General features: G+C 58.8%; 19 protein-coding genes and 3 pseudogenes. 21 read left to right on the top strand and 1 reads right to left on the bottom strand.

Annotated features, from left to right (window positions below; all coding sequences use genetic code 11):
• The 7 genes from ABIB95_RS28790 to ABIB95_RS28760 all read left to right on the top strand — a co-directional run.
• The coding region (locus ABIB95_RS28790) for a hypothetical protein (protein ID WP_354244229.1) at positions 1-231 on the top strand (231 nt) is incomplete at its 5' end.
• A gap of 237 nt (positions 232-468) precedes the next feature.
• Positions 469-2,025 (top strand): nitrogenase cofactor biosynthesis protein NifB, encoded by a 1,557-nt coding sequence (gene nifB, locus ABIB95_RS28785; RefSeq protein ID WP_354119545.1) that lies wholly within the window; start codon positions 469-471, stop codon positions 2,023-2,025.
• Between the two features lie 15 nt (positions 2,026-2,040).
• Positions 2,041-2,265, top strand: coding sequence for a 4Fe-4S binding protein (locus ABIB95_RS28780; protein WP_247457905.1), 225 nt, complete (start codon positions 2,041-2,043; stop codon positions 2,263-2,265).
• Positions 2,180-3,226, top strand: a complete 1,047-nt coding sequence (locus ABIB95_RS28775; RefSeq protein WP_354122476.1) for a 4Fe4S-binding leucine-rich repeat protein — start codon at positions 2,180-2,182, stop codon at positions 3,224-3,226. Before ABIB95_RS28780 ends, ABIB95_RS28775 begins: the two co-directional genes overlap by 86 nt.
• Positions 3,227-3,375: 149 nt before the next feature.
• On the top strand, positions 3,376-3,696 hold the full coding sequence (locus tag ABIB95_RS28770; protein ID WP_247457904.1) for a nitrogen fixation protein NifZ: 321 nt from the start codon (positions 3,376-3,378) through the stop codon (positions 3,694-3,696).
• Entirely contained in the window at positions 3,693-3,932 is a 240-nt protein-coding gene (locus ABIB95_RS28765) for a nitrogen fixation protein NifZ (protein ID WP_247457903.1), read from the top strand. The genes ABIB95_RS28770 and ABIB95_RS28765 overlap by 4 nt, the downstream gene beginning before the upstream one ends.
• 11 nt (positions 3,933-3,943) lie before the next feature.
• On the top strand, positions 3,944-4,303 hold the full coding sequence (locus ABIB95_RS28760; RefSeq protein ID WP_247457902.1) for a DUF3024 domain-containing protein: 360 nt from the start codon (positions 3,944-3,946) through the stop codon (positions 4,301-4,303).
• Between the two features lie 1,962 nt (positions 4,304-6,265).
• Here the strand turns inward: ABIB95_RS28760 and ABIB95_RS28755 are convergent.
• Positions 6,266-6,767 (bottom strand): annotated as a pseudogene (locus tag ABIB95_RS28755) (redoxin domain-containing protein).
• 454 nt (positions 6,768-7,221) lie between these two features.
• Here ABIB95_RS28755 and nifH point away from each other — a divergent pair.
• The 14 genes and pseudogenes from nifH (at position 7,222) to tnpB (ending at position 21,497) form a co-directional block, all read left to right on the top strand.
• A complete protein-coding gene (nifH, locus tag ABIB95_RS28750) occupies positions 7,222-8,112 on the top strand; it encodes a nitrogenase iron protein (protein ID WP_247457901.1) in 891 nt (296 codons plus the stop codon).
• A gap of 66 nt (positions 8,113-8,178) precedes the next feature.
• Positions 8,179-8,907 carry a nitrogen fixation protein NifQ gene (locus ABIB95_RS28745; RefSeq protein WP_247457900.1) on the top strand — a complete coding sequence of 243 codons (729 nt, stop codon included), beginning with the start codon at positions 8,179-8,181 and terminating at the stop codon, positions 8,905-8,907.
• 584 nt (positions 8,908-9,491) lie between these two features.
• Positions 9,492-9,785, top strand: a pseudogene (locus ABIB95_RS28740) (hydroxymethylglutaryl-CoA lyase-like TIM-barrel protein); the annotation flags it as partial.
• A gap of 88 nt (positions 9,786-9,873) precedes the next feature.
• On the top strand, positions 9,874-10,050 hold the full coding sequence (locus ABIB95_RS28735) for a hypothetical protein (RefSeq protein WP_247458361.1): 177 nt from the start codon (positions 9,874-9,876) through the stop codon (positions 10,048-10,050).
• A 284-nt stretch (positions 10,051-10,334) separates the two neighbouring features.
• A pseudogene (locus ABIB95_RS28730) lies at positions 10,335-11,241 on the top strand (hydroxymethylglutaryl-CoA lyase-like TIM-barrel protein); the annotation flags it as partial.
• A 13-nt stretch (positions 11,242-11,254) separates the two neighbouring features.
• Positions 11,255-11,587, top strand: coding sequence for a nitrogenase stabilizing/protective protein NifW (gene nifW / locus ABIB95_RS28725; protein WP_247457899.1), 333 nt, complete (start codon positions 11,255-11,257; stop codon positions 11,585-11,587).
• A 1,174-nt stretch (positions 11,588-12,761) separates the two neighbouring features.
• Positions 12,762-13,877: an electron transfer flavoprotein subunit alpha/FixB family protein gene (locus tag ABIB95_RS28720; RefSeq protein WP_502916602.1), complete on the top strand. Its 1,116-nt coding sequence runs from the start codon at positions 12,762-12,764 to the stop codon at positions 13,875-13,877.
• A gap of 12 nt (positions 13,878-13,889) precedes the next feature.
• Positions 13,890-15,197, top strand: a complete 1,308-nt coding sequence (locus tag ABIB95_RS28715; protein ID WP_247457898.1) for an FAD-binding protein — start codon at positions 13,890-13,892, stop codon at positions 15,195-15,197.
• A gap of 41 nt (positions 15,198-15,238) precedes the next feature.
• Positions 15,239-15,535, top strand: a complete 297-nt coding sequence (locus ABIB95_RS28710) for a ferredoxin family protein (RefSeq protein WP_247457897.1) — start codon at positions 15,239-15,241, stop codon at positions 15,533-15,535.
• A 762-nt stretch (positions 15,536-16,297) separates the two neighbouring features.
• Positions 16,298-16,744: a hypothetical protein gene (locus ABIB95_RS28705; protein WP_247457896.1), complete on the top strand. Its 447-nt coding sequence runs from the start codon at positions 16,298-16,300 to the stop codon at positions 16,742-16,744.
• A gap of 340 nt (positions 16,745-17,084) precedes the next feature.
• The gene (locus ABIB95_RS28700) at positions 17,085-18,200 is read left to right on the top strand and encodes a TlpA family protein disulfide reductase (RefSeq protein WP_247457895.1); all 1,116 of its coding nucleotides are present in this window, start codon (positions 17,085-17,087) and stop codon (positions 18,198-18,200) included.
• 619 nt (positions 18,201-18,819) lie between these two features.
• Positions 18,820-20,115, top strand: coding sequence for a C4-dicarboxylate transporter DctA (gene dctA / locus ABIB95_RS28695; RefSeq protein WP_247457894.1), 1,296 nt, complete (start codon positions 18,820-18,822; stop codon positions 20,113-20,115).
• A 639-nt stretch (positions 20,116-20,754) separates the two neighbouring features.
• On the top strand, positions 20,755-21,147 hold the full coding sequence (locus tag ABIB95_RS28685) for a transposase (RefSeq protein WP_256470585.1): 393 nt from the start codon (positions 20,755-20,757) through the stop codon (positions 21,145-21,147).
• Positions 21,144-21,497, top strand: coding sequence for an IS66 family insertion sequence element accessory protein TnpB (gene tnpB / locus ABIB95_RS28680; RefSeq protein ID WP_247457893.1), 354 nt, complete (start codon positions 21,144-21,146; stop codon positions 21,495-21,497). The genes ABIB95_RS28685 and tnpB overlap by 4 nt, the downstream gene beginning before the upstream one ends.
• Positions 21,498-21,547: the final 50 nt, after the last annotated feature.

The following is a 21,547-nucleotide window of genomic DNA, read 5'->3' as shown; positions in this document are numbered from 1 at the left end:
CCGCACGCATCATCGCATGGTCTTTCTGGCGCAGAGCTCATCAGGCTGCCGCTCAACGCGCTCATGTCAAATCAAAAAGACAACTGTAATGCTAAGAAGGATCGCCGGTTCAAGTTGTCCTTCAAAGCTCCCGAACGTCTTTGGCGGATTGTGCTTTGCATACGCGTCACATTTCGGCGACAAGATCAACTTTCAACGACCAGCCGCCATGCTCTTTGCCCAAGGGCATAGATGAACCCGCGTACCCGCCGTCACAATAGCGCTGCCGGCGCTCTTGTGATCGCAATTCTGTCAGCTTTCCAACATGAGTTGATAAAACTGACATTCGAGCAGGCGGTACCTAACTGCTTGAAGCGAACCACAAAATACGTTTGTGGCAGGTATGGCACGCCAGTTGCTCTTGGCTTTTCAGAAACGACTCTGGGGATGCTTGCTGGAAGGATTCGGCTTGCGAAGAGAATTGGAAGAATGAGTACTTCAGCGCAACACCAGGTATCCTGTGGCGGCGGCGAGATCAGCGAGACCATGCAAGTCATGACTAAGCACAACAGCTGCGGTACGGTCGATGGCAGCGGCAAGGGCAGGTGCGGATCTCAGGCCGGCATCGGCAATGTGCGGAAGGAGGTCTGGGAAAAGGTGAAGAACCATCCCTGCTACAGCGAGGAGGCGCACCACCATTATGCCCGGATCCATGTCGCGGTCGCACCGGCCTGCAATATCCAGTGCAATTACTGCAATCGTAAGTACGATTGCGCCAACGAATCGCGCCCCGGCGTTGTCAGCGAGAAGTTGACGCCGGAGCAGGCCGCCAAGAAGGTGCTGGCGGTCGCTTCCGCCATCCCTCAGATGAGCGTGGTCGGCGTTGCTGGCCCTGGCGACCCCTTGGCGAATTCGGACAAGACATTCAAGACGTTCGAGCTCGTCAATAAATTCGCGCCAGACATCAAGCTGTGCCTCTCGACGAACGGTCTGGCACTAGCTGATCATGTCGACACGATTGCAAGACTTAAGGTCGATCACGTGACGATCACGATCAACATGATCGATCCCGATATTGGCGCAAAGATCTATCCCTGGATCTTTTACCGCCACAAGCGCTACACCGGCATTGAAGCTGCAAGCATCCTCAGCAATCGGCAGCTCCAGGGCCTGGAGATGCTCACCGCGCGCGGCATCCTGTGCAAAGTCAACTCGGTGATGATTCCCGGGATTAACGATCAGCATCTGGTTGAGGTTAACAAAGCCGTGAAGTCCCGCGGCGCCTTCCTGCATAACGTGATGCCGCTGATTTCGTCACCCGAGCACGGCACCGTGTTCGGTCGCAGCGGGCAACGCGCCCCGACGGCACAGGAAGTGACAGCATTGCAGGATAGCTGCGAAAGCGAGATGAACATGATGCGTCACTGTCGCCAGTGCCGCGCCGACGCCGTCGGACTGCTCGGGGAGGACCGCGGCGGCGAATTCACCATTGAACAGATCATGGCCATGGACTTCAAATATGATGAACAGGCCCGAAAGGAGTATCAGGCCAAAGTCGAGAAGGCGCGCATTGCAAGGCTTGCGGCCAAGCAGGAGCAGCTTGCGGAGCTCGCCAGCGCGTCCAGCGAAATCAAGGTGCTGGTGGCGGTTGCAACCAAGGGCTCGGGATTGATCAACCAGCACTTCGGTCATGCCAAGGAGTTCCAGATCTACGAGCTCTCGACTTCAGGCGCAAAATTCGTTGGCCATCGTCCTATTCATCCCTATTGCCAGGGCGGCCATGGCGAGGACAGCAAGCTCGAAGTCGCCATCGGCGCCATCAACGATTGCCATGCCGTGTTCGTGTCAAAGATCGGCGGCTGCCCGAAGGCCGAATTGATCAAGGCCGGAATCGAGCCGGTCGATCAGTATGCCGGCGAGTTCATCGATGGCTCGGCGATCGCCTGGTTCAAACTCTATCTCGATAAAGTCAATGAGGGGAAGATCAAGCACGTTGAGCGGGTCGATGCGGCGGCCCGCCACAATACGCTGATTTCCGCCGCCTGAGGATGGGGTCAGACAATGCCGTTCAAGATCATCGCCTCGCAATGCACGGGCTGTTCGGCGTGCGAAACGCAATGCCCGAATCTCGCTATTTCCGAACGAGCCGGCGTTTTCCTGATCGATCCTGAGAAATGCACCGAGTGCGCCGCCTACTTTGATGAGCCGCAATGCGTGGCGGTTTGCCCGGTTGACAACACATGCGTGCTCGACACGGCGCTGCCGCGTCACCAGGAGCCTGCTTGAGGGCCACGATGGATGTCACTACGACACTAACGGTTCAGAAACTCGGGCGGATGATGCCCGCCTTGACGAGGCGCCGGCCGCGGCTTTCGCCTTCTCAGACCGGGTGGACGGCTCGCCCTGGTCGCCAACCTTTTCGCCAGTTGCCAAACCATATTCTGGCGACGCGCACGTCGGTGGGAGCGCGTCGAGCTATTCTTGTCGGCCCAAAGGCCGCTGTCTTGAGCGTCGAGGATCGATTTCGCCTATGGGCCCACGAAGAGCGCAGGACCCGTCTTCCGCGATATCAATCCAGTCACCTGCGGCCATCATTGATCAGTCGACATTCATGCCCGAGGCCTTCTTCAGTCGGTCGTCCGAGAGAAAACGAGGGCCTCCTCACCGAGTCCTGTCTTGGTCGCACGGTGTCGAGCCGGCCGAGCATCATCCCAGGGCGGCAGGGTTTCACCTCGATGAAGGTGCAGAAAGTACACCTGCGCCATGCCAAGGCGTTCGCACCCGATCACGTGATGCGGAATCGAATTTCCTGCCACCGGTGCGGTCGGCGCCACCAAGCCGGAGTTCGGCTGTTATGAGAGCACCTCGTGTGGGTCTTCCTGTTCTCGCTCAACGCATATTGCCGACTTGCAGATGCGTCTCGGGCAACTCGGGATGGACGGCAGCTGTCGGGAGACAGCTGGGGCTTTGTCCCGCGGACAAGGCTGGCACCAAGGTGTTGTTGGGCACGCTCGAGCGTATGGGCGGGACCGTGAGTGATGACGTCCACAATGCCCTGGGTTGCCGGGGTAATCAGGTCGACTCTGTCGGCTGTGCGCATCCCGCGCTGGAGCACGCGGCTCGCCGCCGGCTCAAGCACGCCTCCCTCGATGACAGACGCGCGTGCCGCGTCGGTGGCTTCTTCAACATCAACCATGGGCTCACGATAGTTATCTGGAGCATCTGGAGTTTAGGTTGCGGGCGTTGATGTTGCTGCACCGGGATCCCGACAGGCTCATGCGATCCGTGATCGCAAGCGCCGCCGTGCGGGAATGGCGGGGGTTGATCGAGCATCATGATAGGGCGGTCCGTAAGGCCGGGCGCGGTACAGTTGAACTATGGAACAGGGACGGCAGCATGAGCAACATCGCCCGTGATAGTGACATCGTCGAGCTGACGGACGCCCCATTCTTTGATTATGGTGACAACGTGCGGGCCAACCGCACTATCCGCAACGACGGCACCTATGTGGGCAAGGAGATCGGTGAGGTTCTGGTCAAGAAAGGCGAGCTTGGCTATGTCATCTCGATCGGCACATTCCTGCAACAATTTTATATCTATGGAGTCGAATTCCTCAACTCCGGCAATCGCGTCGGCATGAAATGCAAGGAACTCGATCTAGTCACGCGAAACCGCGAAGGCGAGGAGCCGTTCTTGCCAGGAGCGGCACCCCGATGATCGAACCAAGATTGCCAAAATGCCGGTCAGGCCAACGTGTCAAGGCCGCAATCGATCTGCTCAACGACGGTTCCTTTCCCGACGCGTCGGCGGAAGAGTGTCTGGTCAGCGTCGGGTACATTGGTGAGATCGTCCAGGTCGGTCGCCATACGGAAGCGAACCTACCCATTTATATGGTCGACTTCGGCAAGCAGTTGGTGGTTGGCTGCCTCGAGGCAGAAATCTCTGCAGTCTAGGATATCGCGCAATGAGCGCCGCAATCATCAGGCGACATCATTCCGGATTTCCTGCGCATCCCAACGAGCTCGACCGGTGGCGGATCGTGCGCGCGCTGAAGAAGCGCGAGCACTACCGATATGTCTCGCCAAAGGTGACAGCGGTTGCTGGCGGCTATCTGGTCGAGAGCCCGTGCTGCTCAGGCAATATCAATGCGGAGGGCGGCCTCGTCGACGTCGCGCTGCTGCACCACGATAGGACTGGGGCGGCATGGCAGCTGCTCCGCAAAGATCACCGCACGGGCGTTTGGGAGTGGCATTCAACCCATCAACGGCTTGGCCTGGCGACAGCGGTTCTGAACGCCGACCCTGAACGTTTGTTCTGGCAATAGATGTGGAGATGTTCTGGCAATAGATGTGGAGATGGTGCTCGAAGGCGCCTTGACGGAGATCGAGTAGACGCTCGCCGCTATTGATACAGCCTCTGAGCCCTGCCTGACGCTCCGGCAGAAAGTTCCACATCTTGCCTGGATTTGTTGCGAGTCGTCCGACATGACGCAGAATCCGTTCCGCCGGGTTGGAAGTTCGACCTGCATCTGCTCGACGGTGGAGGTCACTGTTACAGCTCACGAATGAGCCGCAGCGCGCCGGCATTGTGCTGGCCAAGCGCTCTGGCAAGTCGATCAAGCAATCGCCTGCCGGTGCCAAGCTCACACAGGACGGCTAGGCCCGCGGCTTGCTTGCCATGCCGTAGTGCCCGGCCCGGGAAATATCACGAGCAGATCGCTCACTCGTTCATCGGGTCCATGAGACGGGGGACCGGCGATGGTCTCGCAGAACTGTTCGCTGAGGACGGAATGGCCTGGGAACGTCAACGTGGCTTATTAAACCAAGGATACTGCGGTAGATTAAATTGGATCAGCGAGCCGTGCTCGATCTGCTGACGAGGAGTAACGCTCAGGCTTCGCAAGATTTGCCTTTGTGAGTACTCGTCATTAAGTCCGCCGCCGTGCACTCGCTGTGAAGGCCGGTTGATGATGCGCGCGCAAGTGAGGCAGTGCGACTGTCCCGGCCAATCCGCTCTACTCCATCAATAGTATTGGGGCTTGGAAATATCATACTACGAAACTGGTGAGTGAAGTCGGCGCGTTCAAGCAAGAAGGGATTGTTTTACGAAGACGCATCGAGTGTCCCTTCTCTATGGCTTGCTTCCATGTTGAAGGCGCTGACGTGCACGTCGAGAATCAGGTTTGTCACGCGGATATAGATCGAGAGGACAGCGGACAAATTCGCGTGTAGTCCCGGTTCTTATCTACAAGAGAAAAATCCGCTTGAATAGTTGTCGATGACCATTGATATGGTAGTGGAAAGCAGTTGCGTCTTCGCCAAAACAAGACGCTACAGGCAAATGTGCAAAGCGGAATCGGAGAACACGTGGCAAAAAGCACCAAGCGCAAAGAGTATAGTAAGGATGACGTCAAGCTGCTCAAAGCGCACTCAAAGGCCCGCACCCCTGTAGCTAGGGTTTCAAAGCTTATGAAGCGATCCGAGGGCTCTCTAAGACAGAAAGCACATACCTTGGGGATTGGCTTGGGTCACCAGCGCTGAGATACGCGTCAAGGTTCGGAAATTGACCGGCGTGGTGATCGAGACGGCCAGGCGGCTTACGACCGCCGGGCCATCCGATCGTTTCAGGTTCTGCGCCCGAGGGTCAGCTCGCGCGATGAACGAGCTGACCGATTTCCTGATAGACCGGCTCACTTGGCCTAAAACTCGTCGAGTGTCATGGTTTTAATCAGGGACTGATAAGCCCGGCTCGTTCGTCACATAGTGCGGCTTACATCGCTGAATATAGATCTGCCGAGCCCAAATACGGGCTGCGACGTGCCGGCAAGGCGCAGAAAGAAGGGAATAGCCGCGGTCCGGCCTACGGCGACAATATAAAGGAACCGGCAGGAGATGTGCGTCGAGTAGGCGCAGAAGCGTACAAGTATTTTGTATGTTCATGCGGAGACGCGCCGGCATCCTCTTGTATGCGGGATTTGTTATGAGGTGAGCAAGAGCGGTGGTGAACCTTGTTCATCGTCATCATCGAGACTGTCGATTTCGCCGCAGCGACTGCCGCGCGCGGACAGCGCGGCGGCCGCGGCAGACGGCATGGCGGCAATGAGAATTGAATTGCGTGCCGTACTCGCTAGCAGCAGGCGCGCATTTGCGGTAAGATCGTCTGTATCCAAAAACGATTGAATCTGACGTCCTTCGAATTCGGGAGCTGCTCCTTGCTGCACTTTCGATATGTTGCCTCAGGCAATTTTAAGCGTGTCGCCGCCGATTTCGCGGTTGCAAGGGCAGAGCTAATCAGTCTGTATCGCATCCAGAACGCGTAACGTGTCCGTCGGGCTGCGGCCGACATGAGGCTTGTCGCATAGACATGCTGGATCGTGTTCTCAGGATCGACGATGAACGTGTAGCGATGCGCGATGCCATCACGCGATCGCACTCCAAGGCCATCGACCAGTGCGCCCTTGGTGTCGGCAAACTGCCAGATCGATAGACGGTGCAGATCCTTGTGCTCACGCCGCCAGGCGAGCTTGCAAAGCTCGTTATCGGTCGAGCCACCAAGCACGATTGCATCGCGATCGGCGAAATGCTTGGACAGGCGAGCAAACTCACCGATTTCGGTTGGGCAGACGAATGTGAAATCCTTCGGGAAAAAGTAGATGACTTTCCATTTTCCGGGAAACTCCTGTCAGTCAGCGTCTCGAAGGCGCTCTGCCCGTTCTCCTCTGGCAGGTGAAAGCCGGGCTTCACGCCTGTGATGTCGAACGGCGGCAACTTACTTCCAATTCCAGGCATATTGTCCTCACAACATCGCGTCACACGGAAACAGCGTTCCGCGATTGGCAAAGCAAGCGATATGCCACCCATCTGACGGCAAGTACCCATCATGCCGGTCGTGGAACATTCGCCTTTGATGATGGCGGTGTCCTCGAACCCCATCTGCACGAATCCACGCGCCAGGCTTTGTCGGGTTTCTGTCAGAGCCCTTGCCTCTGTCGGGTCCGCCACAGCTTCCGGTCTCGGACGCTGCGCTATTAGTCAAGCCTAGTCAGATGCTTAACGCGCGTGCGAACGAATGGCACGCCAGTTGCTACCTGGATGCAGCAACAAGGAGTGAGGGCTGAGGGCACGCCGACGCCGATGGCGAGCGATGGCCTCCTTCCCGAAACCCGTGTGCCCACGTTTCTGAGAGAGAAACAGCCTCGCGCGTTCGGCGCGCAAAATTGGCAATCGGTTGATGGAGAGCAACATGTCTTCGCTGAGACAAATCGCGTTTTATGGCAAGGGTGGCATCGGTAAATCGACAACGTCGCAAAATACGCTGGCGGCTCTTGCTGAGCTGGGCCAAAGGATTCTCATCGTCGGCTGTGATCCCAAAGCGGACTCGACCCGCCTCATCCTGCACGCCAAAGCGCAGGACACCATTCTGAGCTTGGCGGCGGATGCCGGCAGCGTTGAGGACCTCGAAATCGAGGACGTCATCAAGCTCGGCTACAAGGACATTCGATGCGTCGAGTCCGGCGGTCCAGAGCCGGGGGTCGGGTGCGCCGGAAGAGGCGTGATCACATCGATCAACTTTCTGGAGGAGAATGGCGCCTATGAGGACATCGACTACGTCTCTTACGACGTGCTGGGCGACGTCGTCTGCGGCGGCTTCGCGATGCCTATCCGTGAAAATAAGGCACAGGAAATCTACATCGTGATGTCCGGCGAGATGATGGCGATGTATGCCGCCAACAACATCTCGAAGGGTATTCTGAAGTATGCGAATTCCGGCGGCGTGCGCCTCGGCGGCCTGATCTGCAACGAGCGCCAGACCGACAAGGAGCTGGAGCTGGCAGATGCTCTTGCCAAGAAGCTCGGCAGCCGGCTGATCTACTTCGTGCCACGCGACAACGTCGTGCAGCACGCGGAGCTGCGCCGCATGACTGTGCTGGAATACGCGCCAGAGTCCAAGCAGGCGGATCACTATCGCAATCTCGCGAGCAAGATCCACAATAATGCGGGACAAGGCGCCATCCCGACGCCAATCAGCATGGAAGAGCTCGAGGATATGCTCATGGAGCACGGCATCATCAAGCCTGTCGACGAGAGCCTGGTCGGCAAGACCGCCGCCGAGCTCGCCGCTGCTTCGGCATAGTTCATGTTGTCGGCCTTCTCGACCGGGGAAGGCCGACATCGTCCACTCAGAAGCTGGGGGACCTTCATGATTGGCACACAAAGCGAATTGGCCAATACGATGTCATCTCCTGTATCAGCAGCTCACGTCCGCGAGCCGCGCGATGCAAGTGAGCTCTACGGGCTTCTGACCGGGCGCCATCCAACAGAAGTCGACATCAGCGACGATGAGGATTTCGATCGCCATGTGCTCGCTTGCGTTCTCGCCGCATCCGCTATGGATGGCGGCCAACTGCCCGAACGGGCTGGCTTGACTAACCAGGAGCTCGATGCGCTCTTGGTGCAGTACTTTCCATCCACGCCGGTCAGGAGTTGTACCTGGCGCGAACAGTCCGCGTTACCGGCTCCTGACGAGACGATTATGGTGCGAGACCTCCTGCTAGCGCAACGTTCCACCCATGGCGAGGTCGGCGGCTGGCTCGCGACGATGATCGCGCGGCGCGCCATGGAGCCTAATCACCTGTGGGAAGATCTCGGTCTGCGGGAGCGGGACGAATTGTCCCGCCTCCTGATGCGCCATTTCGGGCCGCTGGCGGCTCGCAACACCAAGAACATGCGCTGGAAGCGCTTCTTCTATCGCACGCTATGCGAAGATGACGGTCTGGTGATGTGTACCGCGCCGGTCTGCACGGAATGCAATGATTTTGATCTTTGCTTCGGCGAGGAGAGCGGGGAGAGCCGGATGGCCGGACGCCGGCGGGATCATCTGCGTCGTCTCGATGACCCCGTCCATGCCATCCCAAGTTCGCATGGCTGAGCTCACAATGGATGCCCGCTCCTCGGCGCGAGCCCCGGTGTATCGGACAGCTTTCGGCCAACTGTCACATGACCAGAGTGAGGGTTTGAAAAGACACCGGCTAAACAACTTCGCGCAGGCGGCCTAAGCAGGACGCGGCGGCGCCGATATCGGGCTTGATAACTGGCGGATGCGACCGTCACATTTACGCCAAGATGTTCTATGTTGACGCGCGATCGAGGCCAACATCCGCCCTCTCCATCGCGCCCCGCTGAACTTTTTACGAACGCCGACTTGTGGTTGGACGACCCGATGGCTCAAGAATCTTCTTCGATAAGCGCCGGAATGCACGCGCCTTCCCCGAACTGCTGCAGCTTGAGGTCAGGCCCGAACCGTTGCCCGGCTAACATGCTTCTAAGCTCGGCGCTTGCCTTCAGCTCGGTCGCAAGCGCCCCGAACCTGGCGCTCCGCCGTTTCCACCCTGTCGGATTTGCGACACACCCGACTAATCTGAAATTCGACGTCATTCACAGGTTCTCGGGAATTCGAGCGGGTTGGCACAGCAATTGCTGAACAGCTTACGGAATAAACATACGGAGCCGCTGATGGCGTTCGCTGCCGCAATCACCGGGCCCGACAAAGATCGGTCGAGGTCCATAGTCCTTAATGACACCACGCTGCGCGACGGCGAACAGACACCCGGCGTGGCCTTCACGGCACCGGACAAGGTCTCGATCGCGCGTGCGCTGGCCGCGGCCGGAGTCACGGAGATCGAGGCCGGCACGCCGGCGATGGGTCAGGAAGAGATTGCCGCGATCCGAGCGGTCGCCGAAGCGGGCCTTGGGGCCAGGATCATCGGCTGGTGCCGGATAAAACCCGCGGACGTCGATGCGGAGATAGGACCGCTCGTCCGCGGCGCGGGTCAATGGCTACCTGCTCGGCGTCGACGGTCATCCGGCGAACCGGAACTATGGCGGACATTCGCAAGTGAACCGCGTCACGGCGCAGAACCTCGCCGGCAACGCCACGCGAAGCCCGAACAACGCCGGCGGCGCCAACATGAACACACCGCTATGGAGCGAGGACATACCCCAAGCCCTGCGGATCACCAACGTCGCCACATACCCGGAGCGCGTGCGCTGCTATCCGCGGCAGCAACTGTGATGCGGGGACATGGCGCGGCTCTCGTTGCGCTAGGCTTTCTCTTCAAACGAACTGACCTTGCCTAGCCACGCGACGCCTGGGCGCGGACGCGTTCGTCCGCGTGGCTCCCGGTGCACACGTCGCGCACATACCGCCTCCAACTACGCGAAAAACCTGATCTCTCAATCCAATCCATCATTGGACGACAAACCGCAGCGCTATTCCTGCTGGCAATCTGCTGAAGCGGAGCTACGCCTCACTCATACGCGAACGTTTGAGTTTGGCGCGATGCTGCCGTTTGCATCATCGTGGCCGGTATTTCGATGGTAATCCTATCGATTCCCTCGTCCGACGTGCAGATTGCGCGAAACTCGGTGGCGGCCGTTTGGCCGCACTGGAGCGGATGAAGCGCGTCGTGGCCCACGCTCGCGACAAGGGACTGGATGTAGCGCTGGGTGGCGAAGACTCCTCGCGTGCCGATCTCAACTTCCTGATCGAGCTGATCGCAAGCGCCAAGGCGGCCAGCGCGCGGCGCTTTCGTCTCTCAGATACGCTGAGCCTGCTCAATCCTGACGCATCCTTAACGCTCATGGCCGCACTGCGCGCCAGCACCGATCTCGAGTTCGAATTCCACGGCCAAGACGATCTTGCCCCGGCGACGGCTGATACGCTGGCGGCGATCAAGGCCGGTGCGACGCACGCCCCTCTGACGGTCATTGGATTGGGAGAGCGAGCCGGCAATGGGCCGCTGGAGGAAGTTGCCGTCGCACTCAGCCAGATCTACGGCCGTGATACCGGCGTGCTGCTCTCCGAACTGGAAAAAGTCGCGGCCGCCGGTGCAGCCGCAGCGTGCCCACCATTCCGCTCAACAAGCGCTCGTCGGCGGGCATGTCTTGACCTCGATGGGCTCTTAAAAGACCGGCCCGCCTACCAAGCGTTGGACCCGGGGTTGCTCGGCCGCTCCCACCGCATTGTGATCGGCGAGCATTGCAGCTTTCGGTCACTGCCGACCAAGCCGGGACCATTCTCGCGCGCGTCCGTAAGCATGCCGTCGAGCACAAAGGCCCGGTTTCCCAGGAAACGGTGGTGGCGATCTGGCGCGACATTCGCGAGAGCTCGCTCTTCAACCGAGGGCGACCAGGTGGTCAGCCATGCGCTTCGCGCGATCAGGTTGGAACATTCAGCCAGGACGGTTTCTGTTCGCGGATCTAGATGGAGGTTGAGAATGACGATGGACGGGATCCTTTCGCAATTGAACAAGGCCTCCGCGGCAGAGGAGTTTTTTGCAGTGCTCGGCGTCGAGTACGATGCGAAAATCATCGACGTGGCGCGGCTTCATATTCTGCGTCGCATGGGTGAATATCTCGCCGGCGAGGAGTTTACCGGTGCATCCGATCCTGACATCGCCTCGCGTTGCAAGGCCACGCTTGAGCGCGCCTATGCCGATTTCGTCACGTCCTCCCCGATCGAACAGCGCGTGTTCAAAGTCTTGAAAAATGCGGCCGCACCACAATCGAACAAGCAGCCAGCATTGGTGCAGCTCAGTTCCTTCGAGTGAATTGAGTTTGTATCTCGTGCTCTGGAGCGTGAAGGTTCAGAGAACCGGCCACCCTCCCAGGGCGTCGAATTCAAATGAAAGTTGCAGTTACGGCCTCGCGGATCCGCAGCTTGGACACTCGGCTCCTGAAGGTAATCACGGCTCAGCCCTGATATTTCCATCGATTCAAGCTGGTGCTCATGGTGCACCTAGCTCCTGCAATGGTACGCCGGCAGCCGGGGAGCGCATATTTGACGAGGAAAGCGCAGCAAGATTCGGATGAATGTCGTCTGTCGCATTCCGGACACGGGTGCAGCGCGGCTATCGAATGTTCCGATCCTCGTGAGAGGCTGCCAATCCGATTTCCTTCAGTAAGAGTCTGTATTGGCGGTCAATTTTTATCGTCTGCGCAATTGGTACGACAATTGCTGAGATATGCTCAGCTAGTGTGGGGAAGCGAATGCACATCTTGGTCCGCATCGAGTTTATTTTGGACGCCGCGCAGTTTCGCGCGCGCTGCGTGTCGGCATCATGATGCGTCGCGACGCCAAAGTGACGTTTGCATATTCCGGCCTGGCTGAATTGAAAGCTGCGCTTGATCCGCGCCAAAGATTCGTCGACGAAATCACTCCCATTGGCCGATCAATGGCCGAGGTTTCGCGGGGGGGAGCCCTTGCTCTCCAGCGCCGGTCTCACGGTGCCGTTGATGGGCGGCTTCACCGCCAACCCTCGTGCCTTCGCCAAGAGTTGCGGACGTGTCGCTGCAATCGGAAATATTGCGAGGGCATTCGGAGTAATGGATCGCGTTTTCACCGGCAAGCTCGCAGCCGACAATGGCACCAGCCGCACCCCTGGCAGGTCCTCGATCTGTTCCAACTTGGTTGCATCTCGAAGATGAGGGGGACCAATCGATCGGATCGAGTGACTACCGCGCGGTTGCGTGCCTCACTAGTACCATTGCCAAATGGTGGCCCCAGAATGCCGAACCCGGCAAGAACCCGAAGCGCGTGCTTCGGGGCTCGTCGACAAAGGTCCAGCAATGGGTGCCTCGGCCCCGCGCTGCTGCCAGGCGGTGTTGAAAAATGGCGGCGGGCACGCGGCCGAACTCTTAACTGAAGCAATCTTCACGCGCGAAATCAAACAGGCGGAGCACCCTTCGCTGGCGAGCCGCTACTGAACACGGATGGGAGTACAGATGATGAGCACCGCGCCCAAAAGCGCCGCTCCGGCCGCGGGTGGTGGTCGCGCGGCGACCAAGAGGGAGTTGCCCGAACGATTCAAGGCGCATAGGCACGTCTGGGTCTTCATCGAGCAGGAACGCGGGATAGTGCACCCCGTCTCCTGGGAGCTGATGGGTGCCGGCCGCCGGCTCGCCGACAAGCTCAACGTTGACCTCGCCGCGGTTGTCATCGGCCCGGTGGGTGAGACAACGCAGCAGGCGATCGCCGAATCCTTCTGCTACGGCGCCGACGTCGCCTATATCGTCGCGGATGATCTCTTGGCCGATTATCGCAATGAATCCTACACCAAGGCCCTGTCAGAGCTGGTCAGTACGTACAAGCCGGAAATCCTACTGCTAGGGGCAACTACACTGGGCCGCGATCTCGCCGGCTCAGTGGCCACCACACTGCTCACCGGCCTAACTGCCGACTGCACCGAGCTCGATGTCGATGCCGACGGCTCGCTTGCAGCGACCCGGCCGACGTTTGGCGGCTCACTATTGTGCACGATCTACACACTGAACTATCGTCCACAGATGGCAACCGTCCGTCCGCGCGTGATGCCGATGCCGAAGCGCGTGACCGGCGCCGTCTGGCGTGTCATCTCGCATCCGCTCGGGCTTGCAGAAGAAGATATCGTCACAAAAGTGCTGTCGTTCCTCCCGGACCGCGATTCTACAAAGTCCAACCTTGCCTATGCCGACGTGGTCGTCGCTGGAGGGCTCGGTCTGGGATCGCCTGAGAACTTCCAACTGGTACAGCAGCTCGCGGACGTGCTTGGCGCCGAATATGGCTGCTCGCGGCCGCTGGTCCAGAAGGGCTGGGTCACCTCGGACCGACAAATCGGCCAGACCGGGAAAACCATTCGGCCAAAGCTCTATATCGCGGCAGGTATTTCCGGCGCGATCCAGCATCGCGTTGGCGTGGAGGGGGGCGACCTCATCGTTGCGATCAACACGGACAAGAACGCTCCGATCTTCGACTTCGCCCATATCGGCATCGTCGCCGACGCTATTCGACTGTTGCCCGCATTGACCTCTGCATTCCGCGCGCAGCTGTCGCCGCACTCGCACGACCGCATCGCTGGCTAGGGGAGCTTGTTCATGATCGAGGAAAGATTCGACGCGATCGTCGTCGGTGCAGGCATGGGCGGGAATGCGGCAGCGCTTACCATGGCCGAGCGGGGCCTGAAAGTGCTGCAGCTGGAGCGCGGCGAGTATTCGGGGTCGAAGAACGTGCAAGGCGCCATCCTCTATGCCGATATGCTGGAGAAGCTAATCCCAAATTTCCGAGAAGATGCGCCGCTTGAGCGGCATCTCGTCGAGCAACGCTTCTGGATCGTGGACGAGCGTTCGCATACGGGGATTCACTATCGCTCCGATGATTTCAACGAGGAGAAGCCGAACCGCTACACCATCATCCGCGCGCAGTTCGATAAATGGTTCTCGCAGAAGGTCCGCGAGGCCGGCGCTACGGTGCTGTGCGAGACCACAGTGACCGAGCTCCTCCAGGATTCCCATGGGAGGGTCGTCGGGGTGCGCACTGACCGAGATGGGGGTGAAATCCATGCAGATGTCGTCGTGCTGGCCGAGGGGGTAAACGGAGTGCTCGGGACGGGTGCGGGCTTAAGAGGGCGGCCGAAACCGGACAAGCTCGCGCTCGCGGTCAAGGAGATGCATTTCCTGTCGCGTGAGACAATCGATGCTCGCTTCAATCTCAAAGGCGACGAGGGGCTCGTCATCGAAGCCGCCGGAACCATTTCCCGCGGCATGACCGGTATGGGCTTCATCTATTCCAACAAGGAATGCATCTCGCTCGGCATCGGCTGTCTTGTTGCCGACTTCCAGCGTACCGGCGAGACGCCTTACGGCCTGCTCGAGAGCTTCAAGCGTCACCCGTCCGTCGCGCCGTTGATCGAGGGTTCGGAAGTAAAGGAATATTCCGCGCATTTGATCCCCGAAGGTGGATACAAGGCCATCCCGCAGCTTTGTGGTGAGGGCTGGGTCGTTGTCGGAGACGCCGCCCAGCTCAACAACGCCATCCATCGGGAGGGGTCCAATCTGGCGATGACGTCAGGCCGTATCGCCGCGGAAGCGATCTGCCTTGTCAAATCGCGAAATGATCCGATGACGGCCAAAAATCTCTCGCTTTACAAAAAACTACTGAATGATTCCTTCGTGATTAAGGACCTGAAGAAGTACAAGGATATGCCGGCACTGATGCATACCCACTCGCAGAACCTCTTTCTCACATATCCGCAGCTCTTCTCCAAGGCGATGCAGGATTACGTGCGCGTGGACGGCACACCAAAGCTTGAGAAAGAGAAGCTCATACTGAGCTCGTTCATCAAGGCGCGATCGTGGAGTGGACTGTTCAGCGATGCCCTGCGCATTGCCCGGGCCTGGCGGTGATCACAAACCAAAGACTACGACCAACGACGGAGCCAGAAAGAATGTCGAGCGAGCCCTCCCGACGTGTCGAGGACAAACTATTCTACAACCGCTATCTCGTGGATTCCGGCCGCGCCCATATCAAGGTCCGGCCGCACAGCACACCATCTTCGCGGCTCTTATCGATGCTGAAGGCATGCCCTGCACGGTGCTACGAGCTCAGCGATAAAGGTCATGTTGAGGTGACGGTCGACGGGTGTATGGAGTGCGGCACGTGCAGGGTGATCTGCGAAGAAGGAGGTGATATCGAGTGGAGCTACCCACGCGGCGGTTACGGTGTGCTATTCAAATTTGGTTGAAGGCTCGCGCAGGGCATTGGCAGGTTGCGTCGTTCTCGCGAAACAACGGGATCACGCCGCCTGCCAGTGCGGCCGGCAGTCTCCCTGAGGCCTCCCGACAAGCGAGTGGTCGCACAAGGCAAGCAGATACTTTTCAACGGCCGCGAGCCGCGCTCAACGCGCGGCAGGCGAACGGTTGTTAGTCATATCGCACGCTGGTGATGCATGCCGGAAATCGGTGAGGCGCAGGTGTATTCGGTCACGCGCGCACGAGCTGGTGCGCCTCATATGAGGCCCATCACCCCACAGAAATAAGGCCGGTGCGTGCGCGGGGGTCCTTCGCGATGTGGCGGCGCGAAGGCGCCATTTAGATTGCACCTGCGCCTCTTCTTTGGATCGGTAACTTTCTCGATTTCAAGTAAGGGTGCACGCACGGTCCGCGAAGTCGCTCGTCCGTCGGCGACCTCGTGCTCTGGTTTCCGAGAGAGCGCGTGGCGCTCATCACGGCTATATGATCATGCTGGGTGCACTGGGCGCGGTAACGGCAACCGCACCAGCCGAGGCATTGCTTAAATGGATAGGCTCGCGCGGTCTATTTCAGGTGCTTGCCGCATCCAGTGCCTTCCCGGGCGCTTCGATCTAGTTGTGGTTCCACAGCAAGAGGCAACTGCGAAGAGCCCCAGGGACAGTCAGCCTGAAGATCGTCTATGCGGATGGGCGGCTCTGGACATTGCGCCGATCTCTTCAACATGTAGCGGGTCGCGTGGGCCCTGCAGTCTCGTCATGGCGATCGCCCTAAGCGTTGCCGCATTGCTGCTCGGCGCGCTCGCCGATTCGCTGCGCCGGCTTGGCAAGAACATGCAAAAGCTGCTCGCAATCATAGCTGCTCTGTTCATTGCAGCCGGACTCGCGCTGATATTGTATCGGCCATTCCTGTCGCTGCCGTGGATCGTTGTGACGGTGGTCGGATCAGCCAATCGTCCTCAGCTATGCGATCATCAGAGATTACTTTCCGCCCGAATGATCGCGCGCAAGAAACGGTGTGCTCAACGTTCTGCATTTCGGGTCGGCTTTCCTCGTCGAGTACGGGACGGGGTTAATTCTCGAGCAATGGCCGGCAAAGGACGGACACTACCCCTCAATCGCGCGCATCAGACGGCGTTCGGTATCAAGTTGTGCTGCAGCTGGTCGCCCCGGTCTGGTTCATTGGCCCTTGGCTCAAAGAGTTGAATTGGAGAGTGAGATCGCCGTCAAGCGCAACTCGACGGGCCAAAGCAGGTCAGTTCACGTCGTGATCCGGAGCGCCGAAATGGTCATCCTGGAAACCGTTCAAGATGTGGAGTGGTGAACTCGGCCTTCCGCCTGACCTCCGGCTCTCGGCCTACAGGCGTCAAGAACGTCCGCACGGCGGCCGACAGATTGGCTGAGAAGCTCCAAACAGCTGGTCGGATATGCAACATGCGTCGCAGGTTCGACAGGAATGATAGGAAAATGCGCATTATCAATGAGTGCTGGCTGGCATGCGGCTTGCTGTTGTTCTCCGCAGAGCCAGGTAAAGGGAGTTTGAGCAATGACCAGTCTGACTGAGAGCGCAAGTCAAGTCGGTGAGGAGAATGTGCTGACAGTCGGTTCGCCGGCTCCCTCCATCAAAGTTGAGGACTGGCTACGTGGCCAGCCCGTTACAAAGTTCGAACCTGGGAAGGTATACATCATCGACTTTTGGGCGACGTGGTGTCCACCATGTATCGCCTCGATGCCGGGTTTGGTGACCCTGCAACGCAAATACAGGAGTAACGGAGTTGAGGTGGTAGGCATCGCGGCTGAGGAACAAGCGTCGTCGGCAGATGAAGCGCGAGCCAGCTTGGACGATTGGTTGACGAAGAACTTGCCAAATCTGAACTTCCCGATCGCATTCGACTACGCCGGCGAAATGAACAAGCTTTGGATGGATCCCAGCGTTTCTTTCGGCATTCCCTCGTCATTCGTGGTCGATCGTGAGGGCCGCTTGGCCTTTATCGGCCATCCGACGGAACTCGAGAACGTGCTGCCGAAAATTCTGAACAGCTCCTGGGCAGTGAGCGACGAAGCCAAAGCCCTAGATGCGGAGAGGATAAACAGAGCTCGACGCGAAAAGCGCGAACGAGAGCTGATGGAGCCGATCTTTGCCAGGCTTCGGGCCGCCCTGAATACTGAGGATTGGGCGGCAGCTCTTTCAGTAGTTGAAGAGGCACTCGCCGCGATGCCGGACCATGTCGGCCTCCATGAGCTTCATGCGGAATTGTTGCTTCACAAGATACGCGACATGCGCGCCGGCCTGGTCGTATTGCGCCAATTGGTTCGCGATGCGATCGAGCAGAAATGCGTGCATCGGATGCGCGTGGCCATCCGCCAACTCTTCGACCCTGCGAAAGACTACTCGGGTTTTCCACATGCCGAGCGCTTTGCCATGGGCAAGGACCTCTCCGAACACATCCTGGCGGCGAATCCGCCCCAAGGCAGTGAGAACGCGAAGTTCCTCTCGTACGGGGCGGTCGCTCAGTACTATTGCGAGACCGGTAAAAGGGATCGGGCGATCGAATTGGTCGAGGTGGCGCTGAAATGGCTGGATGCAGCGCCTATGCCAGATCTAACCAAGCGGAAGCTGGTGCAGCTGCTCACTCAAGGCTTTGGCGAGCTACAGGAGTAAGAAGCTCTTTCAGGAGGAGTGTTGTTCGAAACGGAAAAAACGCAGCGTCTGAAAAGCCGCAACCGAGATCGCCAAGGGCAGCGTGAGCAATTTTGATTGTCATGTCTTCTCGGCCGTTGTGCTTTTGCGATCCAAGTCGATGTCTTTAAGGATAGCGGGGCATTCACCTGAAGTGAGGATAGGACGAGTAATCGGGTGAACGCAGGCGAGCTGCACCACCACAAGTTCTTTAGGGTGAATGTTTCTTAAAGGTACGTCGCGCTCCGGCGCGATAGCGCCGAGAATGCCTGTTCAGGTGAAGAGTGGTGCTCGGTGCTAGAGTTGTGGCGCCTTATAAGGTGCTGGTGGGTTCTTGGAGTAAAAAGATAGAAATGGTGACGCTGATGCATTCCAACTCTCAAGCAAGCTTTCTCAAGCTTTTACCGCTGGTTTCAGGCGAGATTCAGAACTTCGTTTCGCGTTGGTGGCAAGCCGAATCGGGAGAGGCGGCAAACCGCGGGAACGGACCGGGCTGTTTAAAGCGGTCAGTGCCCTGTGCGCGCCGCGCTAAGGGCACACTGAGCGGGGCCGAGCCTTCATTGTCACCACTCTTTGGTACCACGGCGCCGGGTCGAGCGTGATGTACAATCACCGTCAGCGCCGCTCTGTCAAAGCCGCCGCCCTGCTCCAGCCATCTGGCCGCTGGTACAATGTTCTTTATATCCAGGTAGTCATCGCGATCCTGATTGGCGTTCTCGTTGGCTGGCTGTGGCCTGCTGTGGGGACGAGCAGCTGGGTCAAGGCGCTTGGTGACGGATTCATCAAGCTGATCAAAATGGTGATCGCGCCGATCATCTTCTGCACTGTTGTGTCCGGAATTGCGCATGTGCAGGATGCACGAAAGGTCGGCCGTGTCGGCGTCAAGGCGCTGCTTTACTTCGAGATCGTGTCAAGCTTCGCGCTGATCTTGGGTCTCGTGATGGGCAATCTCGTTCAGGTAGGCCATGGGCTCGCTCCCAGGGTTGATGCCGCGGCGGTAGCCAACTACGTCAAAAGAGCGGAAGGGCAGAAGGCCGTCGATTTCCTCCTCAATATTATTCCGGATAGCGTAGTTGGCGCTCTGGCCCAAGGCGACGTGCTTCAGGTGCTGCTGTTTGCCATCCTATTCGGATTCTCGCTGATGGCGCTTGGCGAGCGGGGTGAGCGGATGCGCAGCCTGGTCGACGATGCTGCACACGCGGTGTTTGGTGTCATTAGGATCGTAATGAAGGCAGCGCCAATCGGGGCGTTCGGCGCCATGGCCTACACTATCGGCGAATTCGGACCGTCCGCGCTCGGTAAACTCATCGGCTTGGTTGCGCTGTTCTATGTGACAGCCGGGCTCTTCGTGATCATTGGGCTCGGCCTGGTCGCGCGCTTGGTCGGTTTTTCTATTCTAAAGTTCATCATCTACATCAAGGATGAGCTGTTGATCGTGCTCGGAACGTCGTCATCCGAAAGCGCGCTGCCGCAGTTGATGGAAAAACTCGAACGGCTGGGCTGTTCCAAGCCGGTCGTGGGCCTGGTGGTGCCGACAGGATACTCTTTCAATTTGGATGGGACCAACATTTACATGACGTTGGCGACCTTGTTCATCGCGCAGGCGCTCGGGGTCGATCTCGACTTCAGCCAGCAGCTCACGATACTCGTTGTGGCGATGCTCACCTCGAAGGGCGCAAGTGGTGTTACCGGTGCTGGGTTCGTCACCCTGGCCGCAACCTTGACCGTGGTCAGTCCTGACCTCGTCCCGGGCATTGCCATCGTATTCTCGATCGACAAGTTCATGAGCGAGGTGCGCGCGCTTACCAACATCATCGGGAACGGTATTGCCGCGGTATTTGTGTCGTGGTGGGAAGGTGAACTCGACCATGTCTCGCTACACGCGCAGCTCAAGTAGATCTGCGATTTTAGCTCGGCCATTGCGGACTAGAAATCACCTTTGAATGCCTGCATTCTGCGTTGGCAATCGTCGTGCAGTACTGGGCCCCCTGATCCCAGGGGGAATGGTGCAGGGTCACTAGGCTCACGGTAGTGCACCCGACCAGTGTCGGCATTGGTGCCTGCGGCAGCCCGCCGGCTGATGTGGTTCATTAGCCCCGGTTTGAGCTTCCTCAAAAAGTGGGACCTCAATCGTGCCCACGCGAGGGAGCGACAGTGGTTCAGGAGAAGCAATGGAGCCCGAGTAAACACCGCGACCGGGAGGGGCGTAAAAATAGTAAGCTCCAGACCATTGCTCATTACTGATTTCTCGCCTCGCCCTCGAGGGGTCGGCGCGTCAAGCCGGCGCTCTTTTCACATTTTCCTTTCTCTACGCTACACTACGAACGGCATATTCCCTCTGTTGCGGTGACACGCGATCTATCTTTTATTTGCCTTCAGATGAGGGCACCGAAGCGGCCTCAGCAGCTTGGGGCAAATCGTTGCGATCCATTCTGATTCAGAGGCGAACTTGCGCGGTATGCTGCGTACGCGTTCGGGCCCGCCATCGCAGGGTATTTAGAAGATCCGGCAATCGTCGAGGTGATGCTCAATCCGGATGGCCGGCTGTGGATCGACCGACTGTCGATTGGACAGCAAAAAGGACGTCCATTTGGACGGCTCATCGGTAAGGCCGGTGAGCCGGCTGGAGGTCCTTGAAGGACCGTCGGGACGCCGCGTGCGTTCGGAGGCTGAGAGAGCTCGGATCGTCGCCGAGAGTCTGCCACCCGGTGCCCAGGTGTCCGAGGTGGCGCGCAAGCACGGAGCGGCGGGACAGCTGCTCGCCATCTATGGCTGTGTCGGTCCGCAGCACCACATCGCCGATCGCGATCTCAAGCGCTATCGCCGGAACGTGACCCTCCTCCAAGGCGCTTTCCACGACCAGCGGCGCGAATGTCGGCTGCGACGCCTCGCACCGCGGGTGATCCGCGCAATGCGAGCGTCACGATGATCGCAGCCGGTGCCGATCTGAAGATTTACATCGCGACGCGGCCGATCGACTTCCGCTGTGGCCACGATGGACTTGCGGCAAAGGTGCAGGAGATGCTTCGCCTCGACCCGTTCAGCGGCGCAGCCTTCGTGTTCCGATCGAAACGAGCGGACCGGATCAAGATTGTGGTCTGGGATCGAACGGGCCTCGTGTTAGTTCATAAGCGCCTCGAAGGCTGCAGGTTCGTTTGGCCAACGATCGCAGACGGCGTGATGCGCATATCGCCAGCGAGGTTCGCAGCCCTGTTCAAAGGGCTGGATTGGAGGTTGGTGCGCCCGCAAGAAGCGCGGCGTCCGCAGGCGGCCGGATAACTGCGGCAGATTGACTCGGGAGCTATTTTGAACGTGGCACGCGCAGTGGT

Source organism: Bradyrhizobium sp. LA2.1 (genome assembly GCF_040547725.1).
Taxonomy (GTDB): Bacteria; Pseudomonadota; Alphaproteobacteria; order Rhizobiales; family Xanthobacteraceae; genus Bradyrhizobium; species Bradyrhizobium barranii.
Note: the sequence above shows the minus strand (reverse complement) of the source record. Positions and strands in the feature narration are given on the sequence as shown.

What these genes read in the sequence shown, in the direction of transcription:
- nifH (WP_247457901.1), top strand. Translation starts at nt 7,222, where the DNA reads ATGTCTTCGCTGAGACAAATCGCGTTTTATGGCAAGGGTGGCATCGGT.
- ABIB95_RS28700 (WP_247457895.1), top strand. Translation starts at nt 17,085, where the DNA reads ATGACCAGTCTGACTGAGAGCGCAAGTCAAGTCGGTGAGGAGAATGTG.
- ABIB95_RS28720 (WP_502916602.1), top strand. Translation starts at nt 12,762, where the DNA reads ATGATGAGCACCGCGCCCAAAAGCGCCGCTCCGGCCGCGGGTGGTGGT.
- ABIB95_RS28685 (WP_256470585.1), top strand. Translation starts at nt 20,755, where the DNA reads ATGGCCGGCTGTGGATCGACCGACTGTCGATTGGACAGCAAAAAGGAC.
- ABIB95_RS28765 (WP_247457903.1), top strand. Translation starts at nt 3,693, where the DNA reads ATGATCGAACCAAGATTGCCAAAATGCCGGTCAGGCCAACGTGTCAAG.
- nifB (WP_354119545.1), top strand. Translation starts at nt 469, where the DNA reads ATGAGTACTTCAGCGCAACACCAGGTATCCTGTGGCGGCGGCGAGATC.
- ABIB95_RS28715 (WP_247457898.1), top strand. Translation starts at nt 13,890, where the DNA reads ATGATCGAGGAAAGATTCGACGCGATCGTCGTCGGTGCAGGCATGGGC.
- tnpB (WP_247457893.1), top strand. Translation starts at nt 21,144, where the DNA reads ATGATCGCAGCCGGTGCCGATCTGAAGATTTACATCGCGACGCGGCCG.
- nifW (WP_247457899.1), top strand. Translation starts at nt 11,255, where the DNA reads ATGACGATGGACGGGATCCTTTCGCAATTGAACAAGGCCTCCGCGGCA.
- ABIB95_RS28705 (WP_247457896.1), top strand. Translation starts at nt 16,298, where the DNA reads ATGGCGATCGCCCTAAGCGTTGCCGCATTGCTGCTCGGCGCGCTCGCC.
- ABIB95_RS28760 (WP_247457902.1), top strand. Translation starts at nt 3,944, where the DNA reads ATGAGCGCCGCAATCATCAGGCGACATCATTCCGGATTTCCTGCGCAT.
- ABIB95_RS28710 (WP_247457897.1), top strand. Translation starts at nt 15,239, where the DNA reads ATGTCGAGCGAGCCCTCCCGACGTGTCGAGGACAAACTATTCTACAAC.
- ABIB95_RS28745 (WP_247457900.1), top strand. Translation starts at nt 8,179, where the DNA reads ATGATTGGCACACAAAGCGAATTGGCCAATACGATGTCATCTCCTGTA.
- dctA (WP_247457894.1), top strand. Translation starts at nt 18,820, where the DNA reads ATGTACAATCACCGTCAGCGCCGCTCTGTCAAAGCCGCCGCCCTGCTC.
- ABIB95_RS28780 (WP_247457905.1), top strand. Translation starts at nt 2,041, where the DNA reads ATGCCGTTCAAGATCATCGCCTCGCAATGCACGGGCTGTTCGGCGTGC.
- ABIB95_RS28775 (WP_354122476.1), top strand. Translation starts at nt 2,180, where the DNA reads ATGAGCCGCAATGCGTGGCGGTTTGCCCGGTTGACAACACATGCGTGC.
- ABIB95_RS28770 (WP_247457904.1), top strand. Translation starts at nt 3,376, where the DNA reads ATGAGCAACATCGCCCGTGATAGTGACATCGTCGAGCTGACGGACGCC.